Source organism: Proteus terrae subsp. cibarius, from assembly GCF_011045835.1.
In the GTDB taxonomy this organism is placed as follows: domain Bacteria; phylum Pseudomonadota; class Gammaproteobacteria; order Enterobacterales; family Enterobacteriaceae; genus Proteus; species Proteus cibarius.
In genome coordinates, this window is record NZ_CP047349.1 from 3480268 (window position 1) to 3498923 (window position 18656).

21 protein-coding genes are annotated in these 18656 nt (G+C 38.2%); 2 read left to right on the top strand and 19 right to left on the bottom strand.

The genetic code is table 11. From position 1 onward, the window contains the following. Positions 1-58: 58 nt before the first annotated feature. Both GTH25_RS15980 and GTH25_RS15985 read left to right on the top strand, forming a co-directional pair. On the top strand, positions 59-433 hold the full coding sequence (locus GTH25_RS15980) for a type II toxin-antitoxin system RelE/ParE family toxin (protein WP_075673531.1): 375 nt from the start codon (positions 59-61) through the stop codon (positions 431-433). Further along, the gene (locus GTH25_RS15985; RefSeq protein WP_075673532.1) at positions 405-704 is read left to right on the top strand and encodes a helix-turn-helix domain-containing protein; all 300 of its coding nucleotides are present in this window, start codon (positions 405-407) and stop codon (positions 702-704) included. The genes GTH25_RS15980 and GTH25_RS15985 overlap by 29 nt, the downstream gene beginning before the upstream one ends. A gap of 234 nt (positions 705-938) precedes the next feature. On the opposite strand, the gene GTH25_RS15990 is transcribed toward GTH25_RS15985, so the two are convergent. From GTH25_RS15990 to yddG, 19 genes are all read right to left on the bottom strand, one after another. Next, complete coding sequence (locus GTH25_RS15990) at positions 939-1265, bottom strand: DMT family transporter (protein WP_004245856.1); 327 nt, start codon at positions 1263-1265, stop codon at positions 939-941. Positions 1266-1347: 82 nt separating this feature from the next. Beyond that, the gene (locus GTH25_RS15995; protein WP_075673533.1) at positions 1348-1764 is read right to left on the bottom strand and encodes a DMT family transporter; all 417 of its coding nucleotides are present in this window, start codon (positions 1762-1764) and stop codon (positions 1348-1350) included. Between the two features lie 35 nt (positions 1765-1799). Continuing rightward, the gene (locus GTH25_RS16000) at positions 1800-2504 is read right to left on the bottom strand and encodes a hypothetical protein (RefSeq protein ID WP_156734203.1); all 705 of its coding nucleotides are present in this window, start codon (positions 2502-2504) and stop codon (positions 1800-1802) included. 17 nt (positions 2505-2521) lie between these two features. Further along, positions 2522-3166 (bottom strand): phosphate propanoyltransferase, encoded by a 645-nt coding sequence (locus tag GTH25_RS16005; RefSeq protein WP_075673535.1) that lies wholly within the window; start codon positions 3164-3166, stop codon positions 2522-2524. Further along, positions 3166-3657 carry a BMC domain-containing protein gene (locus GTH25_RS16010; protein ID WP_075673536.1) on the bottom strand — a complete coding sequence of 164 codons (492 nt, stop codon included), beginning with the start codon at positions 3655-3657 and terminating at the stop codon, positions 3166-3168. Before GTH25_RS16010 ends, GTH25_RS16005 begins: the two co-directional genes overlap by 1 nt. Positions 3658-3670: 13 nt before the next feature. Beyond that, positions 3671-4621, bottom strand: a complete 951-nt coding sequence (gene cutD, locus GTH25_RS16015) for a choline TMA-lyase-activating enzyme (protein WP_075673537.1) — start codon at positions 4619-4621, stop codon at positions 3671-3673. 100 nt (positions 4622-4721) lie between these two features. After that, complete coding sequence (gene cutC, locus GTH25_RS16020) at positions 4722-8150, bottom strand: choline trimethylamine-lyase (protein WP_156734205.1); 3429 nt, start codon at positions 8148-8150, stop codon at positions 4722-4724. 56 nt (positions 8151-8206) lie between these two features. Next, on the bottom strand, positions 8207-9355 hold the full coding sequence (locus GTH25_RS16025; protein WP_075673539.1) for a 1-propanol dehydrogenase PduQ: 1149 nt from the start codon (positions 9353-9355) through the stop codon (positions 8207-8209). A 7-nt stretch (positions 9356-9362) separates the two neighbouring features. Beyond that, positions 9363-9626, bottom strand: a complete 264-nt coding sequence (locus GTH25_RS16030) for a EutN/CcmL family microcompartment protein (RefSeq protein WP_036934514.1) — start codon at positions 9624-9626, stop codon at positions 9363-9365. Between the two features lie 26 nt (positions 9627-9652). Further along, entirely contained in the window at positions 9653-11320 is a 1668-nt protein-coding gene (locus GTH25_RS16035) for an acetaldehyde dehydrogenase (acetylating) (protein WP_075673540.1), read from the bottom strand. A gap of 72 nt (positions 11321-11392) precedes the next feature. Next, a complete protein-coding gene (locus GTH25_RS16040; protein WP_006536328.1) occupies positions 11393-11671 on the bottom strand; it encodes a BMC domain-containing protein in 279 nt (92 codons plus the stop codon). Positions 11672-11685: 14 nt separating this feature from the next. Beyond that, positions 11686-11970 carry a BMC domain-containing protein gene (locus tag GTH25_RS16045; protein ID WP_006536329.1) on the bottom strand — a complete coding sequence of 95 codons (285 nt, stop codon included), beginning with the start codon at positions 11968-11970 and terminating at the stop codon, positions 11686-11688. A 20-nt stretch (positions 11971-11990) separates the two neighbouring features. Beyond that, on the bottom strand, positions 11991-12269 hold the full coding sequence (locus GTH25_RS16050; RefSeq protein WP_004249182.1) for a BMC domain-containing protein: 279 nt from the start codon (positions 12267-12269) through the stop codon (positions 11991-11993). A 676-nt stretch (positions 12270-12945) separates the two neighbouring features. Then, positions 12946-13464 carry a FidL-like protein gene (locus tag GTH25_RS16055; protein WP_006536331.1) on the bottom strand — a complete coding sequence of 173 codons (519 nt, stop codon included), beginning with the start codon at positions 13462-13464 and terminating at the stop codon, positions 12946-12948. Next, positions 13464-14324, bottom strand: a complete 861-nt coding sequence (locus GTH25_RS16060) for a transcriptional regulator (protein ID WP_075673541.1) — start codon at positions 14322-14324, stop codon at positions 13464-13466. Before GTH25_RS16060 ends, GTH25_RS16055 begins: the two co-directional genes overlap by 1 nt. 26 nt (positions 14325-14350) lie before the next feature. Continuing rightward, a complete protein-coding gene (locus GTH25_RS16065; protein ID WP_075673542.1) occupies positions 14351-14938 on the bottom strand; it encodes a TetR/AcrR family transcriptional regulator in 588 nt (195 codons plus the stop codon). Positions 14939-15309: 371 nt separating this feature from the next. After that, positions 15310-16044, bottom strand: coding sequence for a hypothetical protein (locus GTH25_RS16070; RefSeq protein ID WP_164530748.1), 735 nt, complete (start codon positions 16042-16044; stop codon positions 15310-15312). Between the two features lie 156 nt (positions 16045-16200). After that, positions 16201-17475, bottom strand: coding sequence for a bifunctional O-acetylhomoserine aminocarboxypropyltransferase/cysteine synthase (locus tag GTH25_RS16075; RefSeq protein WP_075674388.1), 1275 nt, complete (start codon positions 17473-17475; stop codon positions 16201-16203). 263 nt (positions 17476-17738) lie between these two features. Continuing rightward, positions 17739-18653, bottom strand: a complete 915-nt coding sequence (gene yddG, locus GTH25_RS16080) for an aromatic amino acid DMT transporter YddG (RefSeq protein WP_075674389.1) — start codon at positions 18651-18653, stop codon at positions 17739-17741. Positions 18654-18656: the final 3 nt, after the last annotated feature.

An 18656-nucleotide genomic window follows, 5' to 3' on the forward strand; every position in this document is an offset into this window, starting at 1 on the left:
AAATATAAGCTGTAGCTTATTACCCTAAAAATAAGCTATAACTTATATGAGGTGAACTGTGTGGAATGTATTATTTACAAATAATTTCGATTCTTGGTTATCAGAACAAAGTAGCGAGTTACAAGAACGAATTTTAGCAGCCTTACAGAATCTAGAGGTTTATGGACCTAGGTTACCAAGACCCCATGCTGATAACATTAGAGGTTCAAAATATCCCAATATGAAAGAGCTCCGGATACAACACATAGGGAAGCCTATACGAATATTTTTTGCGTTTGACCCAACTAGAAAAGCCGTTGTACTGTGCGCAGGAAATAAAACTAACAATAAGAAATTTTACCAAACGATGATCCATATAGCGGATCGAGAATTTACCTCATATCTTTTATCAATAAGAGAAGACAATGAAAACACTTCAACAAGCTATCGCTGAACGTTCTCCTGAAAGCCAAGAGCGTATAAAAAAAATGGCTGATGAATTGATACTAGAAACAGGACTACAAATCTTAAGAGAAGAGTTAAATATTTCACAAAGAGAACTTGCTACTCACCTAGGGATTTCTCAACCTGCGATTACCCAAATCGAACAAAGAGGTAACGATCTAAAACTGGCAACATTAAAACGCTATGTTGAAGCTTTAGGCGGTAAACTTAGCTTAACGATTGAATTACCTACTGGTGAAGGTCGTGTATTTCATCTTTAAATTTAGATAAATAATAAACAGTAATGTCGTAAACCAATCCCCATTGTGAATGCAATGGGGATTTTATCTTTAAAGTTATCAAGATAAACCCAGATCTATTTTGAAATAAAATCGTTAACTGAAATCATTGTATAAAAATATCATATCGTGATTTTTATATTTCAAAAAAAATAGAAACACTGAATCTATTTTACCTAAAACTCAGTGTTTCCATTAAAAATAATTAATATACAACTACATGGTAGAGAATGTATTCATAATTATCCCGCCAGAGATAATCAATGCCATCGAGAATATAGCTGGTAAATCTGGTTTTTGTTTATATAAAATCATCGCAACTAACGTTACACCCACAATACCAAACCCACACCAAAGTGAATAAGCGACACCAACAGGGATATATCCCATTGCACGTGTTAAAGCAAAATAACAAATACAGTAAGCAGCAATAACTAAAACAGAAGGGGCTAATTTACTAAAGCCGTTGGTCTTTTTAATCATTGAAGTACCAGTGATTTCAGAACCAATAGACAGCGCCAGCCATAAGAATCCGGTAAACATAATTGTTATCCTTATTTATTTTAATAAATACTTATTTATCAAAGAATAGTTTTATTAAAAATAGATTTATCAAGAAATAGATTTATTTATTAACTGGCGATACTGCCTGTTTAATATTCGGAGTTTCAGTTGTCTCTTCTTCCTCTTCTTCTGATCCCATTTTGGAGAAGAGGTTCATAATGACAATACCACTGGCAATAACAGCCATACCGATAATTGCAGCAGTATCAGGATGTTGACCATAAAACAACATACCTAAAGAAGAAACCACTAAAATACCTGTACCTGACCACGTTGCATAAGCCAGACCAACAGGAATATTTTTAACTGCCCGTGATAATGAGTAATAACAAATAACATATAAAACAACAATTAAGCCTAATAATAATGTCTTGGTTGTTCCTTCACTATTATCAAACATTTTTAAAGTAGAGGTTGCTGAGGTTTCTGAAATAATAACCGCCAGCATCCAAAGCCATGATTTAGCTTTTGGTGACATAATAAGACTCCTGAGTTATCAGATATAATTTAAGGTTAATTTTTTAAACTTTTTAAATATTCAATAGCAGAATCTGTCAATTTATCTTGCGATAAACAGTATTCTCCAGGCTTATTCATTACCTCTTTCAAAGTAATATAGCGATTATTATTCTCTTGTTTAATTTCAGGTTTATATTCAGGTTTAGCTTGATGCTTAACATCATAGTTTATTAAATTAGCTTCAACATCATTTATAGGGTGAAACATAATACCCATTGATTTTAATCGACTAATATATTCCTGAATAAGCAGGTTGTACTCTTTATTTTTATTTAAACCTAAAATCTCATTTAATTCACTTTCTGGTTGGCAAAAATAAGGTAATGCAATAACAGGAATATTTTGAGCAAGTGCAGAATGAATTAGCTTTCCTTCTTCACTTATAAATAATCCGTTAATAATTTCACCCACCAGCTTTTTATCGAAATAGGGAACGAATAAAGCGTGATAAGAAGATAAAGTATTAATATCAAACTCGTCCGCTTTATGCATATCACCTAGATGACGCCATTTCGACAAATCATGGCACGCTTGTGCCGGTGTTGTGACAAATAAAGAAAATCGAATATGAGAAAAAGTATTGATACGTTGGCAAATTTCATCCTGGTATCCCGGTGCAGGAGTAAGCGCTAACAGCACCGGCTTTTTCATTCTTTTTTCTATTTCAGCAACAATCCTTTCGATTAATTGATTGTCCATTACGCCACCTCATTGTCTTAGCTGACAATAAATACGCTATCGTTGTTACGAAGCCCTGCTGCATTAGCTTCATCAGTATCTATATGAAATTCCAAAGCGAATTTTTCACTAACACGAACAACAACTTCATCAAAAATTAAACTGCGCTCACCTTCTGTTTTAACGTGTACTTTTTGTCCATTGGTGACATTTAACATTCTGGCGTCAATTTCACTCATATGAATATGGCGTTGAGCGCAAATCACTTGCTCTTTTAATTCAACATGACCCGCCGGCCCCATTAAAACAGCATTGCCAGAACCCACTAAATCACCCGATTCACGTACTGGCGCTTTGATGCCTAATGCAAAACAGTCAGCTTTTGAAATTTCTAATTGGCTTTGTGGACGAACAGGCCCTAAAACACGAACTTTGCTGATCGAACCTTTAGAACCCACAATAATCACACACTCTTTTGCTGCAAATTGACCCGGTTGTTTAAGATCTTTAAACGGAGTGAGTTGATAACCTTTACCAAATAACGCTTCAACATCTTTCTGTGAAAGATGTACATGACGATTAGAAATACCAACAGGGATAGCCATTCCTTGCGTCTCTCCCAACATCACACCATGTGTGGGTAAACGAGAGAGAATTTTCCCCATGAGTTGTTGATTAATCATTATTTTTTACCTTTACGGCTTTCTGGTTTGAGCTCTTTTTTACTGCTTTGTGCTTTATCTGTTACTGCTTTAGTTTCAGAAGCAATATTTTGAGCCTGCAAATCCGCAATTTCTTTTGTGGCTTCAATGTGCTCAATTTCGTTTTTAACAGGAGCTTCAACTCTTGCTTCAATGGCCGTCTCTTGCACTTTTTCAGCAACAATAGGTGCTTTTTTCTTACCTTTTATCGTCAGTAATTTAGTAATAACACTAGCCTCTGGTCTTGCGATAACCAATGAACCAATCACCAACTCTTTTTGGCTCACGACATCAACACCATGATCAACCGCAGTTCTTACTGCACTGATCTCACCTTGAAAACAGACCGATACCAAGCCAGATCCTACTTTTCGGTATCCAATAATTTCCACGTTTGCTGCTTTACAAGCCGCATCAGCGGCTTGAATGGCTGCGGTTAATCCTCGTGTTTCTATCACACCTAAACTGTTCATCTTTCTCTCCTACTTAGTGACGGACAAGACGGATATCGAAATCAAATTTCTTAAAGAAGGCTTCTAAACTGTCTAACTCTTCTGGCGTATAACTTGGATCGTTTTTTATCGGATAGATCATTTCCAATTTTTCGTATTTATTACGTCCAAACTGGTGATAGGGAAGAATATCGATACGCTGAATATTGCCGCGTTTTGAGAGCTCCTTCGCGTAATTAATCGCGCCGGTGATCGCGTCATAAGAATCGTTATAACCTCGCACTAAAGGCATACGAATAACTACATTGGCACCGAGATCCATTAAACGCTCTAGGTTACGACGGACATTCTCATTACCAATGCCAAATAACGCTTTATGCTGAGCAGTATCAATATGTTTGATATCAATCAGAAATTGATCAACGACTTCCGCTAATTTTTCATAATTCGCCACGTTAGTGGTCGCTTGTGTTTCCACAGCGGTATTGATCATCATCTTTTTACATTCTCGTAAAAGCGCAACCGCAAAATCAGTTTGTAAACTCATTTCACCGCCACCGATTGTGACACCACCTCCTGAAGAGATATAAAAATCATAATCTTGCATAATGATTTTCATTAGCTCAGAGACTGAAACATCTTTCCCTATAATATCAAGAGCATCAGAGATACAGACTTCTTCACATTTACGACAACCAATACAATCAACAGCGCGATCAACACGATGAACTTGTTTACCACTTTCATTGGTTGTCATGTAATGCACACCTGCAGGGCAAACATCAACGCATTTACCACAATCCACACATTTGTCGTGAGAGTACATCACCTGAAATTCACTGCTGAGACCTTCTGGATTTGAACACCAAGGGCAGCGGATATTACAACCTTTTAAGAAAACGAGAGTACGAATACCATCACCGTCATAAATAGAGTATTTCTGGATATTAAATATCCGCCCTCTTATTTCTGCCGCCGTCTCCATCTTTACGCCTCCAAATCTGCATCAAACATCCTTGTTCGATAAATTTAAATCTTGTCTTGTCGATTAAAAGGGATAGTCTGTGCCATCCCTATGGCTATGATTAGAATTTCTCAATCACAGTACGACTGATAATTTCATCCTGAACTTCTTTACATAATTCAACGAAGTAAGCACTGTAACCTGCAACACGAACAATTAAATCGCGGTATTTTTCAGGCTCAAGTTGTGCTTTTTTCAGCACTTCATTATCAACATAGCTAAATTGCATCTGGCCGTTACCCAGTATTGAAGCCGTTCTTAATAAGGTAATTAAACCTTGGCGTCCTTCATTGGTATCTAACAACCCTTTCAGGAATTTGAAGTTATGAACCATACCGATGTTCATAGTTTCAACATTCATCTTACTGATTGATTTGATAATCGCAGTTGGACCATGTTTATCAGCACCTTGCGTTGGGCTAATACCATCTGATAATGGTTTCCATGCTAAGCGGCCATTTGGTGTGGCTGCTGTTAACTCACCAATTGGCGTATTGTTAGAGATAGACAGCGTACCGTGGCTCAAAGTGGAATAGAGCATTTTGTATTTACGACATTCACGCTCAGTCCATTCCGTAATATCTAGCGCATATTGGTCAACAACATCATCATCGTTACCAAATTTCGGTGCATTTAAGCAGTCGCGTAGCAACTCTTCTTGGCCTTCAAAATTAGCTAATAACGCATCACGAATTTGCTCTAAGGTGTATTTTTTATCTTCATAAACAAGTTTGCGAATAGCGGCCATTGAGTCCACATAAGTCGCTAAACCTGAGAAAATAAGACCCGGACCATGGTTTATCATTGCGCCACCCGCAGTGACGTCTTTACCTTGTTCCATACAGCCTTCTACTAACAGAGACATTAATGGTTTTGGTGCTACATCGCGGTGAACACGTTGACTTATCACAGTACCAATTGCAGATAAACGAACGATATGTGCTACTTGCTCTTTTACAGCGCGGTCGAAATCTTCATAAGTACGCAGGTCACGTAAATCACCGGTGTCTAAACCTTGATAGCTATCAAACAGCACCATACGACCACGATTTAAGACAAACTCAATCGCGATAGGCCATTGGGTGTAACCTGTTGATGTCCATTGATAAATACGACCTGATTTTTGTGGTTCAACACAACCCATCAAGCAGTAGTCACGCGCATCTTCAAAGTCGAAGCCTTTACGTAGCATCATCTTGATATGAGAGTCATCGAAGTGACATGCAGGGAAACCCATACCGGCTTTAACTACATCAACAATTTTTTCCATATATTGTTGTGGAGATTGGTTATGAATACGACATGCTAGTGAGGGTTGATACACTTTCACAAAGCGCACTGCATCCATAATCAAGTAAGTTAAGTCGTTACACGCATCGCCACCAGAGCGTTTTTGTCCACCAATGGTTAAGTTAATAAATGGCTGATAACCTGCAAAATATTTCGCTCCTAGCTCACTCGACATCCACATTAACTCAGCACATTTGATGATAAAGGCTTGCATCATTTCCAGTGCTTGTTCACGCGTTAAACGACCTGATTTGATATCGTTTTCATACATTGGGAAGCAGTATTGGTCTAAACGACCTAAAGAAAGACCGGTTTGGTTTTCTTCTACTTCAAACAGTGACTCAACCGTCCAGATACTTTGCAGTGCTTCTTGCAGTGTTTTTGGTGGATTAGCAGGTACGTTTTCGTTAACTTGAGCAATCGTCAGTAACTCTTCACGACGTTGTGGATTGCTCTCTTTTGATGCTAATTCACGTGCATGTTCTGCAATGCGATGGGCGTAAGCAATCACACCTTCACAGCTTTCAATAGACGCTTTGTAGAAGTAGATACGGTCGATATCAGCAGGATTTTCCATGCTTAATTCAGCCAGTTTTGCTTGCGCATCGGCTTTAATACCGTTCATACCTTTGGTGAAAAGTAGTACGTCATAACCTGGGCAAGTATCACCACCACCGTTTATTTGGTGATAAGAAAGGTCACTGACAAAGGTTTCACCACTAAACTCCCACACACCTGCTTCGCGATATTGTGCTTCACAGATCTCATCCAGAGAACGCCCTTCCCAGAATGGAACAATCTCTTCACGAATAACTTTTTTGTCTTCTTCTGAAATTTGGAATGGATCTTGTGGACGCGTGCTCATGGTATCAAGTTCATCACGAACCCAACGCCATGCGATATCAGGAGAGAAAGCACCCGCACGCGGTTTTCCACAAGGATGTCCAACAATCAGCTCTTCATCTTGAATTAAGATAGGTGCTGTTTCACATGCACGACGGAACGCTTTAGCACGTAGTAAGATTGGTGGTAAACCTGGATTCTCGCGTGTAATTTCAGTAAATGCTAAAGCTCTATAGATAGAAACACTTGGGCGTGCTTCTAAATAGCGATTACGTAAACGCTGTAAGCGAGGTGTTAAACCTTCCATCACTTTGAATTCGCTCACGTCTGCCGTTGGTGCAACAACGTTTGCAGAAGGTGCAGCATATTGAGGCTGTGAATTCATACGACCATTGTATAAACGCACTTGCAGTGAACTGTGCAAAGTTGACAAGTTAGCGCGAGCTGATAGCAACATTTCTGATAATTCGTTAATGCTGACACGTGGATCGTTGATATCAACACCTTGCGTCATGGCATCAAACATTGGATAACCATCAACTTCTTTGGTCGCACGCACTTCTGAAAGCTCAGCTAATTTCAGCCATACACTTTCAACAATTTCATACGCTTGTGCTTGTGTTAAACGACCTTGGTCGATATCACGTTGATAGAATGGATAAAGTGCTTTATCAAATCCCATTGGATTAATGGCATAGCTACCATTTTCCAGATGTAAAACTAATTGCAATAAATAGAATACTTGAACCGCTTCTTTAAAGGTTTCTGCTGGTTTTGCAGGAACTTTACGTAATACCGCTGCGCTATCTAATAATTCTGCTTTACGATATGAGTTACCTTCCATTGCGGCTAAATTCTCTGCTTTTGCAGATAGAATTTGTGCAAAATACAGTGCTGCATCACATGCATAAATAGCTGATTTACAATAATTAGCTTCATCCATACTGCTACGATTTACGGCACTACCAATGCTTCTAATTCTGTCTTCAAGCTGTGCTTTGATGGCTAAGAAACCTTGGTTTACCACCAGCATATAATCAGGTGATGCAACGCTATTGTTAATACTTAAGAAACGGTAGATAGAGTCACTACGCACTTCTTCTTCAGTATGAAAAATCGCACCGCGTGGTGTAGATGACTGGCTGCCGATAATCAGTTCATCTTGTGCGATATAGCTTGGAAAATGGCGGATAAACTCATAAAAACGTTGTGCAGGTTTAATCGCTTGTGGAACACCTGCAATGCTGTTGTCTAATGAATCAAAAATGGTTGCACGCTCTGTACTGATTGAGCTATTACGTGAAACTAAACGTTCTGCCAGCATTTTTACGCGTGGCGTCAAAGAATATTTGGCCATGTGAGGCTCTCCTGATGTTCTTTACTTGACCTAATCGGTATTAATTCGGTTGAGCATTAACTGTGTAATACACCGGCAAATGCCTGACGATACAATGTTTCTAATTGGTGTGTGTTCACGTCACGTGGATTTGTCGGCGTACAGCTATCTCGTAAAGCCTGTCCGACCATTTCCGTTAAACGGGCATAAAAGTCCGTTTCACTGACACCGGTATCGCGAATACTCTTCGGCATACCCATTTCATCTTTCAATACATTAATGGCGACGATTAAACTGGTTACCCCTTCTTTTACTGTGTTAGCCGGAAGCCCTAAGCTTTGAGCAAGATAGGCGTAACGTTTTGCAGCTTCACTATTACAATCACCATGAAGATTGGCGTTAAAGGCAACAACATGTGTCATCAATAACGCATTTGCACGACCGTGAGGAACGTGGAATACACCGCCTAATGCGTGGGCAAGACTGTGAGTAATACCCAACGAGGCGTTAGTAAATGCCATGCCTGCAATACAAGATGCGTTATGCATTTTTTCGCGAGCAGATAAGTTGTCACCTTGATGGTGGCAATCAATAAGATGACCAAATACTAACTTGACGGCTTTTTCTGCCATCGCATCAGAAAAATCAGATGCCGCTTTAGAAACATAAGCTTCTAGTGCATGACAAAGGACATCCATACCTGTATCTGCCGTAATTGCAGGAGGTACAGATTTCACCAACTCAGGATCGAGAATGGCGACATCAGGCAACATAAACTCATCAACCAAGACCAATTTTTCACTGCGTGATTTGATCACTGAAAAAGAGGTCACTTCAGAGCCCGTACCACTCGTGGTTGGGATAGCAATAAATTGTGGTTTTGTTCTGTTGCTCTCTTTACGGGTATGCCAGAGGGAGTACATAACGGCTTTCGCGGCATCAATCACTGATCCACCACCGAGTGCGATAACCAAATCTGGATAATGCGCATCCATCATCTTCATACCACTTACGATGGCTGAAATATCCGGATCTGAAGCTACATCATCGTAAACTTGGAACTCGATACCCCGTTGCATTAACTTGTCAGTGACTTTATTTGCAAAGCCAAACTTCACCATTGCTTTATCTGTCACCACAAATGCGCGGCGGGCAGTTAACCCAGAAAGAAAATCCAGCGCATTGGTGCCAAACTGAATTTTGGGTTTTATCAGAAACTCACTCATGTCGTTATTACTCCTTACTGTCCCGATAAACCTTCTCAACAATGGCAACCACTGACATCGCTTTGTAACGTTCTTTGTTCAGTGCGAAGTATTCTTCAGCCAACACAACATCGTTGATACCTGCACCTACACTATCCACTGCAACATACGTTTTGTTCTTCAGTGGCTTAAGCTCATCATCTAAGGTCGCTATCATTAATAAATTGCTCCCTTTAAGTTCTGGGCTTTTTTGTGTCGCTACTACGTGTCCGATTACCTTTGCGAGGATCATGGTTTATATCGCCTTATATCAATGAGTTATTTACTCAGACGTCCGAGAACTTCCTTGATAATGCGTTCCACGTTTTCTTCGGTAATATCACCTTGTTCAATCACTTGTTGCGCACAAGTACTGACCGTCGTTGCATAAGGAGATGCACCAAAGCGATCATCACCTTGAGTTTGACGTTGTGCAGTTGCACATTCCGCATGAACAGGAGTTAAAGAAGGTGAACGAAAACGATCATCATCAAGAATGCTGGTCTGGTGATTTGCGCTAGAAACAGCACAAGCAGAAACAGCAGATTGAGCAGCTTCTTGTGCCAAAGGACAAGGCTGTTTCAACTCTTCAACGGTACGCACGCCATAACCTACTTTACGAATATTCAGTAGATTCATTGGGCCAACGTTGTCAGAGCTAGAACCGCCACCAACAGCACCGCAACCTAAAGTAAGAGCAGGAGTAATATTGGTTGTTGCACCGATACCGCCTAATGCCGCAGGGGTATTAATCAGAATACGGTTAACCGGTTTTTCTAAAGAGAACTGACGAATAACATCTTCATTTTTGGTGTGAATAACTAAGGTATGACCTAAACCTTCGTTAGTCAGTAATTGCACCACGCGATCGCACGCTGATTTCCAATCTTCTTCGATATACATCCCTAAGATTGGGCATAATTTTTCACGTGAATACGGATTTTTTGGTGAAACAGTATCTTGTAATGCGATTAATACACGCGTATTTGCGGGTACGCTAAAACCTGCACGCTGACTCAAATAAATCGCATCTTTACCCACAACTGCTGGGTTAATTGTGCCGTTAGCACGCAGTAACATTGAAGCCACTTTTGTAGCTTCTTCGTCATTCATAAAGTAAGCACCTTGCGCCAATAGCTCGCGGTGAACTTCGTTATAAATGCAACGTTCAACGATAATGGATTGCTCTGATGCACAGATAACCCCATTGTCGAATGTTTTACTGGTGATGATATCGCTAACTGCTTTTTTGATATCGGCACTGCGTTCGATAAAGGCAGGGCCATTACCTGGGCCACCACTGATTGTCGGAGTGCCTGATGCATAAGCTGCACGCACCATACCTTCACCGCCAGTCGCTAAAATTAATGACACATCTTTGCTGTGCATTAATTCTTTTGTCGCTTCCAGTGTTAGTAATGTCACACCATCAACGATCCCAGCTGGCGCCCCAGCTTCTAGCGCAGCTTTTTTAACAATTTCTAACGCACGGAAACTACACTGTTTTGCATTTGGATGCGGAGAGAAAATAATCGCATTACCCGCTTTCAGTGCAATTAGGGTTTTATAGATAATGGTTGATGTTGGGTTAGTTGAAGGAACTAACGCCGTGATAACACCTAAAGGCACGCCAACATCCATGACTTTTTTCACTTTATCGTCATTGATAATGCCAACGGTCTTCATGTCTTTCATATGTTCATACACACGCAATGACGCGAAGGTATTTTTCAGAACTTTGTCTTCCCACTTACCAAAGCCTGTTTCTTCGTTCGCCATTTTTGCCAGCTCTTCTGCATGACGAGCAGCTTCAAATGCAATGTGTTTTACAATACTGTCGATTTTTTCCTGCGAAAACTTAGCATAAACAAGTTGTGCATTTTTCGCGTTACGAACTAGCTCACGAGCCAGTTGTCTGGATTGCAAATCTTTATCTAATGCAACCATGTCTTCCCCCATACAGGAGTTAAAAAATTTAGCTGAATAACTTATTTCTTTGCTTTACAGCACGCCTGAAAATCAGGCTTTGTGCTGTTGTGCAATTTTCTCGATATCGTTATGCGGTCTTGCAATAACACGAGAAGTCACCACGGTGCCGATACGTTTTGCCGCTTCAACACCTGACTCAACCGCTGCATTGACTGCACCGACATCGCCTTTCACCATGGCTGTCACTAAACCTGAACCGACGTTTTCATAACCAATCAGTTCAACATTGGCTGCTTTACACATTGCATCAGCAGCTTCAATGCAAGCGACAAGACCTTTGGTTTCAACTAGACCTAGTGCTTCTTTCATATTTATTTCCTTCGTTATTCAGTCACTTTGTACTGGGCAACGATTTTTTGAATATCGTTATGTGGACGAGCGATGACTAATGAAGTCACAACAGTACCAACACGTTGAGCAGCTTCTAAGCCTGATTCCACAGCGGCTTTAACGGCACCTACATCACCTTTCACCATTGCAGTCACTAAACCAGAACCCACATTTTCGTAGCCGATTAACTCAACATTTGCCGCTTTACACATCGCGTCGGCGGCTTCAATACAAGCAACCAGCCCTTGAGTTTCAATAAGTCCTAATGCATCACCCATACGTTCTCCTAAGGCAAAAACTATGCCTTGTGTTTGATAACAATCTTGTTGATGTCATTGTGAGGACGAGCAATCACGAGCGATGTAACAACTTCACCCACGCGCTGTGCTGACTCCACACCTGAATCTACTGCAGCTTTCACTGCGCCTACGTCGCCTTTCACCATCGCAGTCACGAGACCTGAACCCACATTTTCATAGCCAATAAGTTCAACGTTCGCGGCTTTACACATAGCGTCAGCGGCTTCAATACATGCCACCAGACCTTTGGTTTCGATCAGACCTAATGCATCACCCATTTTCATTTCCTCCGAGAAGCCGTTTAACGGTTTACGTTTGCCCATTGTGTCTGCGTGGTGATTTTTTAAACGCAGACGTTGGTTTCAAAATCACTATAGCGCGTAAAAACGAAAACAAAATATAAATCCATGATATGAACGCATATAGAATTTAACTCTGTTATTTAGTGTTTTTTATGCCTGTATTTATATATCTATGCTGTTAATTTGTTTTTTTTATCGTTATAAATTTATTGATTTACGCAAAAAATAGATGAAAAAACAGGCAAATTAACTTTGTTAGGAGGATGTTGAAAAGGTGCAAAAAGGCAGTACATATTGACGAGAAAGATGTGCGAGATATCACTGATATTTCAATGTGAGATCAATAATTGAAAAAGGCTAAATCAAGTCTATATACAAATCGTGCTATTTTTTTGTTGATAACATATTTATTAAATCTAAACCTTCACTGCGATGTATAAAAATAAAGGTGAGCACTCTTATGTGATAAAAATCATGCAGACAATCTGTTCAAATTACGCAATAAGCAAAGCACTAAATCTAAGAGCTAAACCTAAGGCTATGTGAGAATAGAAAGTTAATTAGAAGGATGGGATGTATTGCGTGTTAGATAAACAAAAAGGCGACTATATAGAAGCCACCTTGCAAAAATAGAATCAGATAATCAGGACGATTAATCGAATTTACTACCCGGTTTTAAGGTACAAATATAGAGTGGTGAATTGAGCGAGCTTAATAGTAATGTTTTTTCATTTAGCTTCTGTGCATTAATAAATAGCCCATCATGGCTATCTGACATTTCACGCATAAAATAGTCAAAAATAACGTCTGGAGATTCATCGATTGATGATGCACTCGCATCCCATTGGCTAACAAAATAGTGACGTTCGGTTGGTGAAACACGTTTGGTCGTATAATCAAATTTCACATAACGTTGTAAATACAACCATCCTGCTTTTGAGGTGGTATAGCCTTCAACAACAATTGATCCTTTACCATTGGCACCAAATGAAAAATGAATATTGCCATTTACATTTTCATCTTCCATATTTTCAAAACGCATAATGCCTTTAGTTGAACAAACCATGACACCTTCATTTTTAATGGTTAATAATCTTGTTGCTGCATAAGTGGCGACCAAGATAAAAATCAGGGCCGATAAAAAACATAAAAGTTTCCCTGAGATTTTCATTAGTATTTCCAAGAATAGTAAAAGTAATTGTCGCAATAACTAAATGGATTATCTTCGTTCTTTGCACAGTGCGCTAAAAATACGCGCCCTAATCCATTTGTTTGTAATTTATCACCATAGAAGAAAACAAATCGCTCACCTTTCACACACTGTAAATTAAGCTTCTTTCTTACTGCGTCAAAATTGCGAACATAATTATCACTTACCGCAGAATTAATCATCGCTTCATTAGAAAGTAATTCACAATCATTATGTGTTAATGGTGTCAGTGAAATTGGCTTTGATTGATGTTGATTAAAAAAGATGATCACCGCAAGAAATACCGCACCTAATAAAAAACCAATGCTGGCTAAATACCAACAAATTTCTGGTTTCTGTTTCTGTTTTTGTTGCGGTGTTTCTTCTTGTGTAGACTCTAAAGGTGTTTGAGTTAAAGATAAAGGTGTCGTTGTTTCAACGGCTATTTTGTTTTCATCCTTAACTAAAATAGGTTCTTCTTCATTTGTTTGAGTTGAAGGTAATAACGTTGAATCATCAATAAGTTCAACTGAAATATCCGGATTGAACTCTAATCGCCCTTTCGCAATAGTGACAATGATATTTTCAATACCATAATGACGAAATGTTTTTCGTAATAAACTCAAATATTGGTTTAAATTACTGTTTGATGAAACCAGCCCATTATCATCCCAAACACGTTTTAATACTTCATCACGATTAACAACACCTGGATGCTGAATAAAATAAAACAGTAACGCATTTGCGGTAATAGAAAGATGTGTATCAACACTCTCTTTTTCTAACGATATCGCGCCATCCGTTGCGTCGTAATAAATTAAGGCATTTATTTTGTATTTCATTGTGCCCTCATTCATCCTGATTAAAATTACTGATTTACTGTGTTTGCCATATAGTCAAATGTCATCTCAGATAATCTTTCAACTAATGCATTACGCTCTTCTTGTGAAATCGTAGGGCCTTCTGTTAATTCAGATAACCAAAGACCATCTGCGGCATAACGAATTAATGTACCTAAATAGCTATTATCTAATTTATCGCCTTTGGCTAAATGATCTAACATCCAATCTCGCCAGCATTTACGCATAATAGGCTCGTTTGGCATTGCTAAAGACAGTATGGCTAATTGGCGACTTTCGTCTGACTGTTTTAAATCAGAAATATAAGTTAAATATGCGCGAGAAAAACGCCCCGCTTCAATAGGATCATTTTCCATAATAACTGCAATGCGACTATCCATAATACCTAATAGCCGTTTAAATACTGCCTGCACTAATTCTAATTTTCCGGGGAAATGATGAAGTAGACCACCTTTACTTACACCCGCTTCTTTTGCTACAGCATTTAAAGAGAGAGAAGCTATTCCTTCATTAGCCACAATAATACTTGCCGCTTCCAATAATTGCTCTTGAACTCGGATAGGGTCTTTTTTTCGGTGATGCGCAGTTGTATTCATGCACAGGATGATACCGACCAGTCGGTATGTTCCTTATTGATCGAAATCAATCTGATTTCGACTGAGGCTTATTATATGTAAATAATGCAGTTGACTTCACATTCCTTTATTTCCCAATCAAATTTAATTTAAAAAATTAAACTTATTTTACAAGATTGATCTAAATAATTAATTTAAAAATTAAAGGGATCTAAAATTTGATTTTTATCAAAAAACAAATATGTTTATAATCTTAATTAAAAAACCAATTTAGCAAAAATAAAGAAATCAATATCTAATTAATTTCTTTATTTTTAATTACGCTTATTTTTTCATCTGGATCATTATATCTTTATACTACTGTTTTTTATTAAAAATAGAATCACCACCAGTTAAATGGTATTAATTTGGGTTTTATCTTTAAGTAAAAAACCCCATAACTCCATAATTTCATTATCCGTTAGAAGTTTATCATAATTAACTTCGCCAGAATAATTATTACTGTAAGACTCAGAATAAACTTCCTCACTAGATATATTTATGCAATCAAAAATAACATAATATTCACCATTAACTATTAATGGTTCTTTTTCATTCCCTGATTTAGAGGAATCTCTTATTAAGTTTAAATATTTTTCATCTATTTCTTCATATATGTGATTTTTTACATCATCTATTTCTTCATATATGTGCTTTTTCACATCATCTATTTCTTCATATATGTGATTTTTTACACCATCTATTTCTTCATATATGTGATTTTTTACACCATCTATTTCTTCATATATGTGATTTTTTACACCATCTATTTCTTCATATATGTGATTTTTTACACCATCTATTTCTTCATATATGTGATTTTTTACACCATCTATTTCTTCATATATGTGATTTTTTACACCATCTATTTCTTTATATATTGTATCTTTTATGGTATTTATTTCACATTTGCTACCTAATAAATCCTTTAAAGTGTTGAATGATTTTTTTCCTGACTCATTATCATTACTATTAAATCTAAAAGGTGTATTACTATTAAATAAACCCGTTATACCCGAACGAAGACTAGAAAAAAAATCGACAACACTGTTTATTGCTTTTCCTGCTCCTGTTGTCAGTTGATTCACTGTATCTCTAAATATAGAATTAATATTCATTTATATCCTTATATTAATTAAAATAAATTTAAATTGATTGCCGATAATATTGAAATTAAAATCTTAAAATATAAAAAAACCTCCTTTAAATAAAGAAGGTTTTAAATTGATAATTGATAACTGTAATTAAATGCTGGCTTTTAATGCTTGTTCTAAATCTGCAAGAATATCGTCGATATGTTCAATACCAATAGATAGACGGATCAAATCTCGTGAAACACCAGCGCGTTCTAATTCTTCATCATTTAATTGACGATGAGTGGTTGAAGCTGGATGACATGCTAATGATTTTGCATCACCAATATTCACAAGGCGAACAATGAGTTGCAGTGCATCAATAAATTTTGCTCCAGCTTCTGCGCCCCCTTTAATACCAAAAGAGAGAATACCGGCTGGTTTACCTGACATATAACGTACCGCTAAATCATGCTCAGGGTGATTGCTTAAACCTGCATATTTAACCCATGCAACTTGAGGATGGTTTTGCAAATATTCTGCTACTTTCTGTGCATTTTCAGTGTGGCGATCCATACGTAGTGCCAGCGTTTCTAACCCTTGTAGGATCAAAAATGCATTAAAAGGTGATAGAGCCGCACCAGTTCCACGCAAAGGCGCAACACGACATCTTGCTATATAAGCCGCCGCACCAAAGTGCTCGACATAATTTACCCCGTGATAAGAAACATCAGGTGTATTTAAAATCTCAAAACGATCTTTATGCTCAGCCCAAGGGAATTTACCGGAATCAACAACAATGCCTCCGATAGAATTACCATGACCGCCAATATATTTGGTTAAAGAGTGAATAATAATATCCGCACCATGTTCAAAAGGGCGACATAAATAAGGTGTGGCAACCGTATTATCAACAATTAAAGGTACGCCATGACGATGAGCGACATCGGCCAATGCTTGGATATCGACAATATTTCCACTTGGATTTGTGATGGTTTCACAAAATACCGCTTTTGTTTTATCGTCAATTAACGCTTCAAGAGCGGCAATATCATCATGAGGAGCAAAGCGTGCCTCAATACCAATACGAGGAAATGTGTGCGCCATTAAGTTATAAGTACCGCCATAAAGCTTAGCGACAGAAACAATATTATCCCCCACTTGTGCAATAGTTTGAATTGCATAAGTGATAGCAGCCATGCCCGATGCTACGGCAACTGCCGCAATTCCGCCCTCTAATGCTGCAACACGTTTTTCTAATACGTCATTGGTTGGATTCATTATGCGGGTATAAATATTACCGGGCACTTTTAAGTCAAAGAGATCCGCACCATGCTGCGTATCATCAAATGCATAAGATGTTGTTTGATAAATAGGTACAGCAACGGCTTTTGTAGTTGGATCAGGTGAATAACCCGCGTGAACAGAGAGTGTCTCAAGTTTCATAGCAATTCCTTTTTTGTTGCATTTGTTCTTATAGTATTACTTATACTCTAAATAATTCGAGATGTGGCTAGACAGCAAGTGAATAAGTCACTAATCAGTAAAGCTACAAATTGAAATATGATGAGTATAGATAAGCCGATATTCCTCTCACCGCATAGTGAAAAAATTTCAACTTGCACAAATGCTTCTTTTTTAAATAGAGCTTATTAAGCCAATGATCTCTATTTACATCAATATTTAACTTAATAACCCTCTATTTTGCATTATTTTGCCGTTTTAAGTGGTTTTATCGTTTTTTGACGAGTTGCTAACCAGCAAATTAAAGAGCCCCCTGTCACCATCATTACCCCTTGCCAAAATGAGAAAGAGAGTGCGGTAGACAACAATATTGATGAGAATGCAGTAGAAATAACGGGAGTGAAATAAGAAAGTGTGGCTAATAAGGTCACATTGCCCCTGATCATACCGATTGTCCAAGCAGCATTTGCAAGCCCAATAGCGGCACCAGTTATTAACAATAGCGTGATACTTTTTGTATTAACGATCCACTCTACTGGCTCGGAGAATAGGTATTGCCCCCACAAGGCAAGTGACGTTAATAAGAAGAAAGGCACAATACCGTTATTCCCGCCAGACATAAGGCGCGTTAAATTACTATAAAACGCCCATAAAATGGCACCTGAAAATGCCAATATATAGCTTAATGGATTACTTTGAATATTCTTCCATAAACCGTCAATTGTTAGCGGATTATCACCACTAACAACCCAGACTAATCCACTAAATGCACATAATAATCCGACAATCAGTAAAATAGAAAATCGCTGCTTATTAAGTATTACAGCAAGGGCTAACGTAAAACTAGGCCATAAATAGTTAACCATTCCTAGCTCTATGGCTTGTGTTCTGTCTGTTGCAAATCCTAAAGCCAGAGATAAGCATACTTCATAAGTAACAAATAATAGCCCACCCCAGAAGAGATAGCGTTTAGGAAAGCGTGATAACTTAGGTACTCCTAAGATCAAAATAAGAAAGAGTGTGCCTGTGGTATAAATCAGTGCAGCACCTCCTACAGCACCAAAATACTCACTAATATTACGAATTAAGCCAACAATGGTGCTCCAAAGAAGAATAGCAACAATGCCATATAACGTCCCTTTTGATGAGCTAGATATCATTTT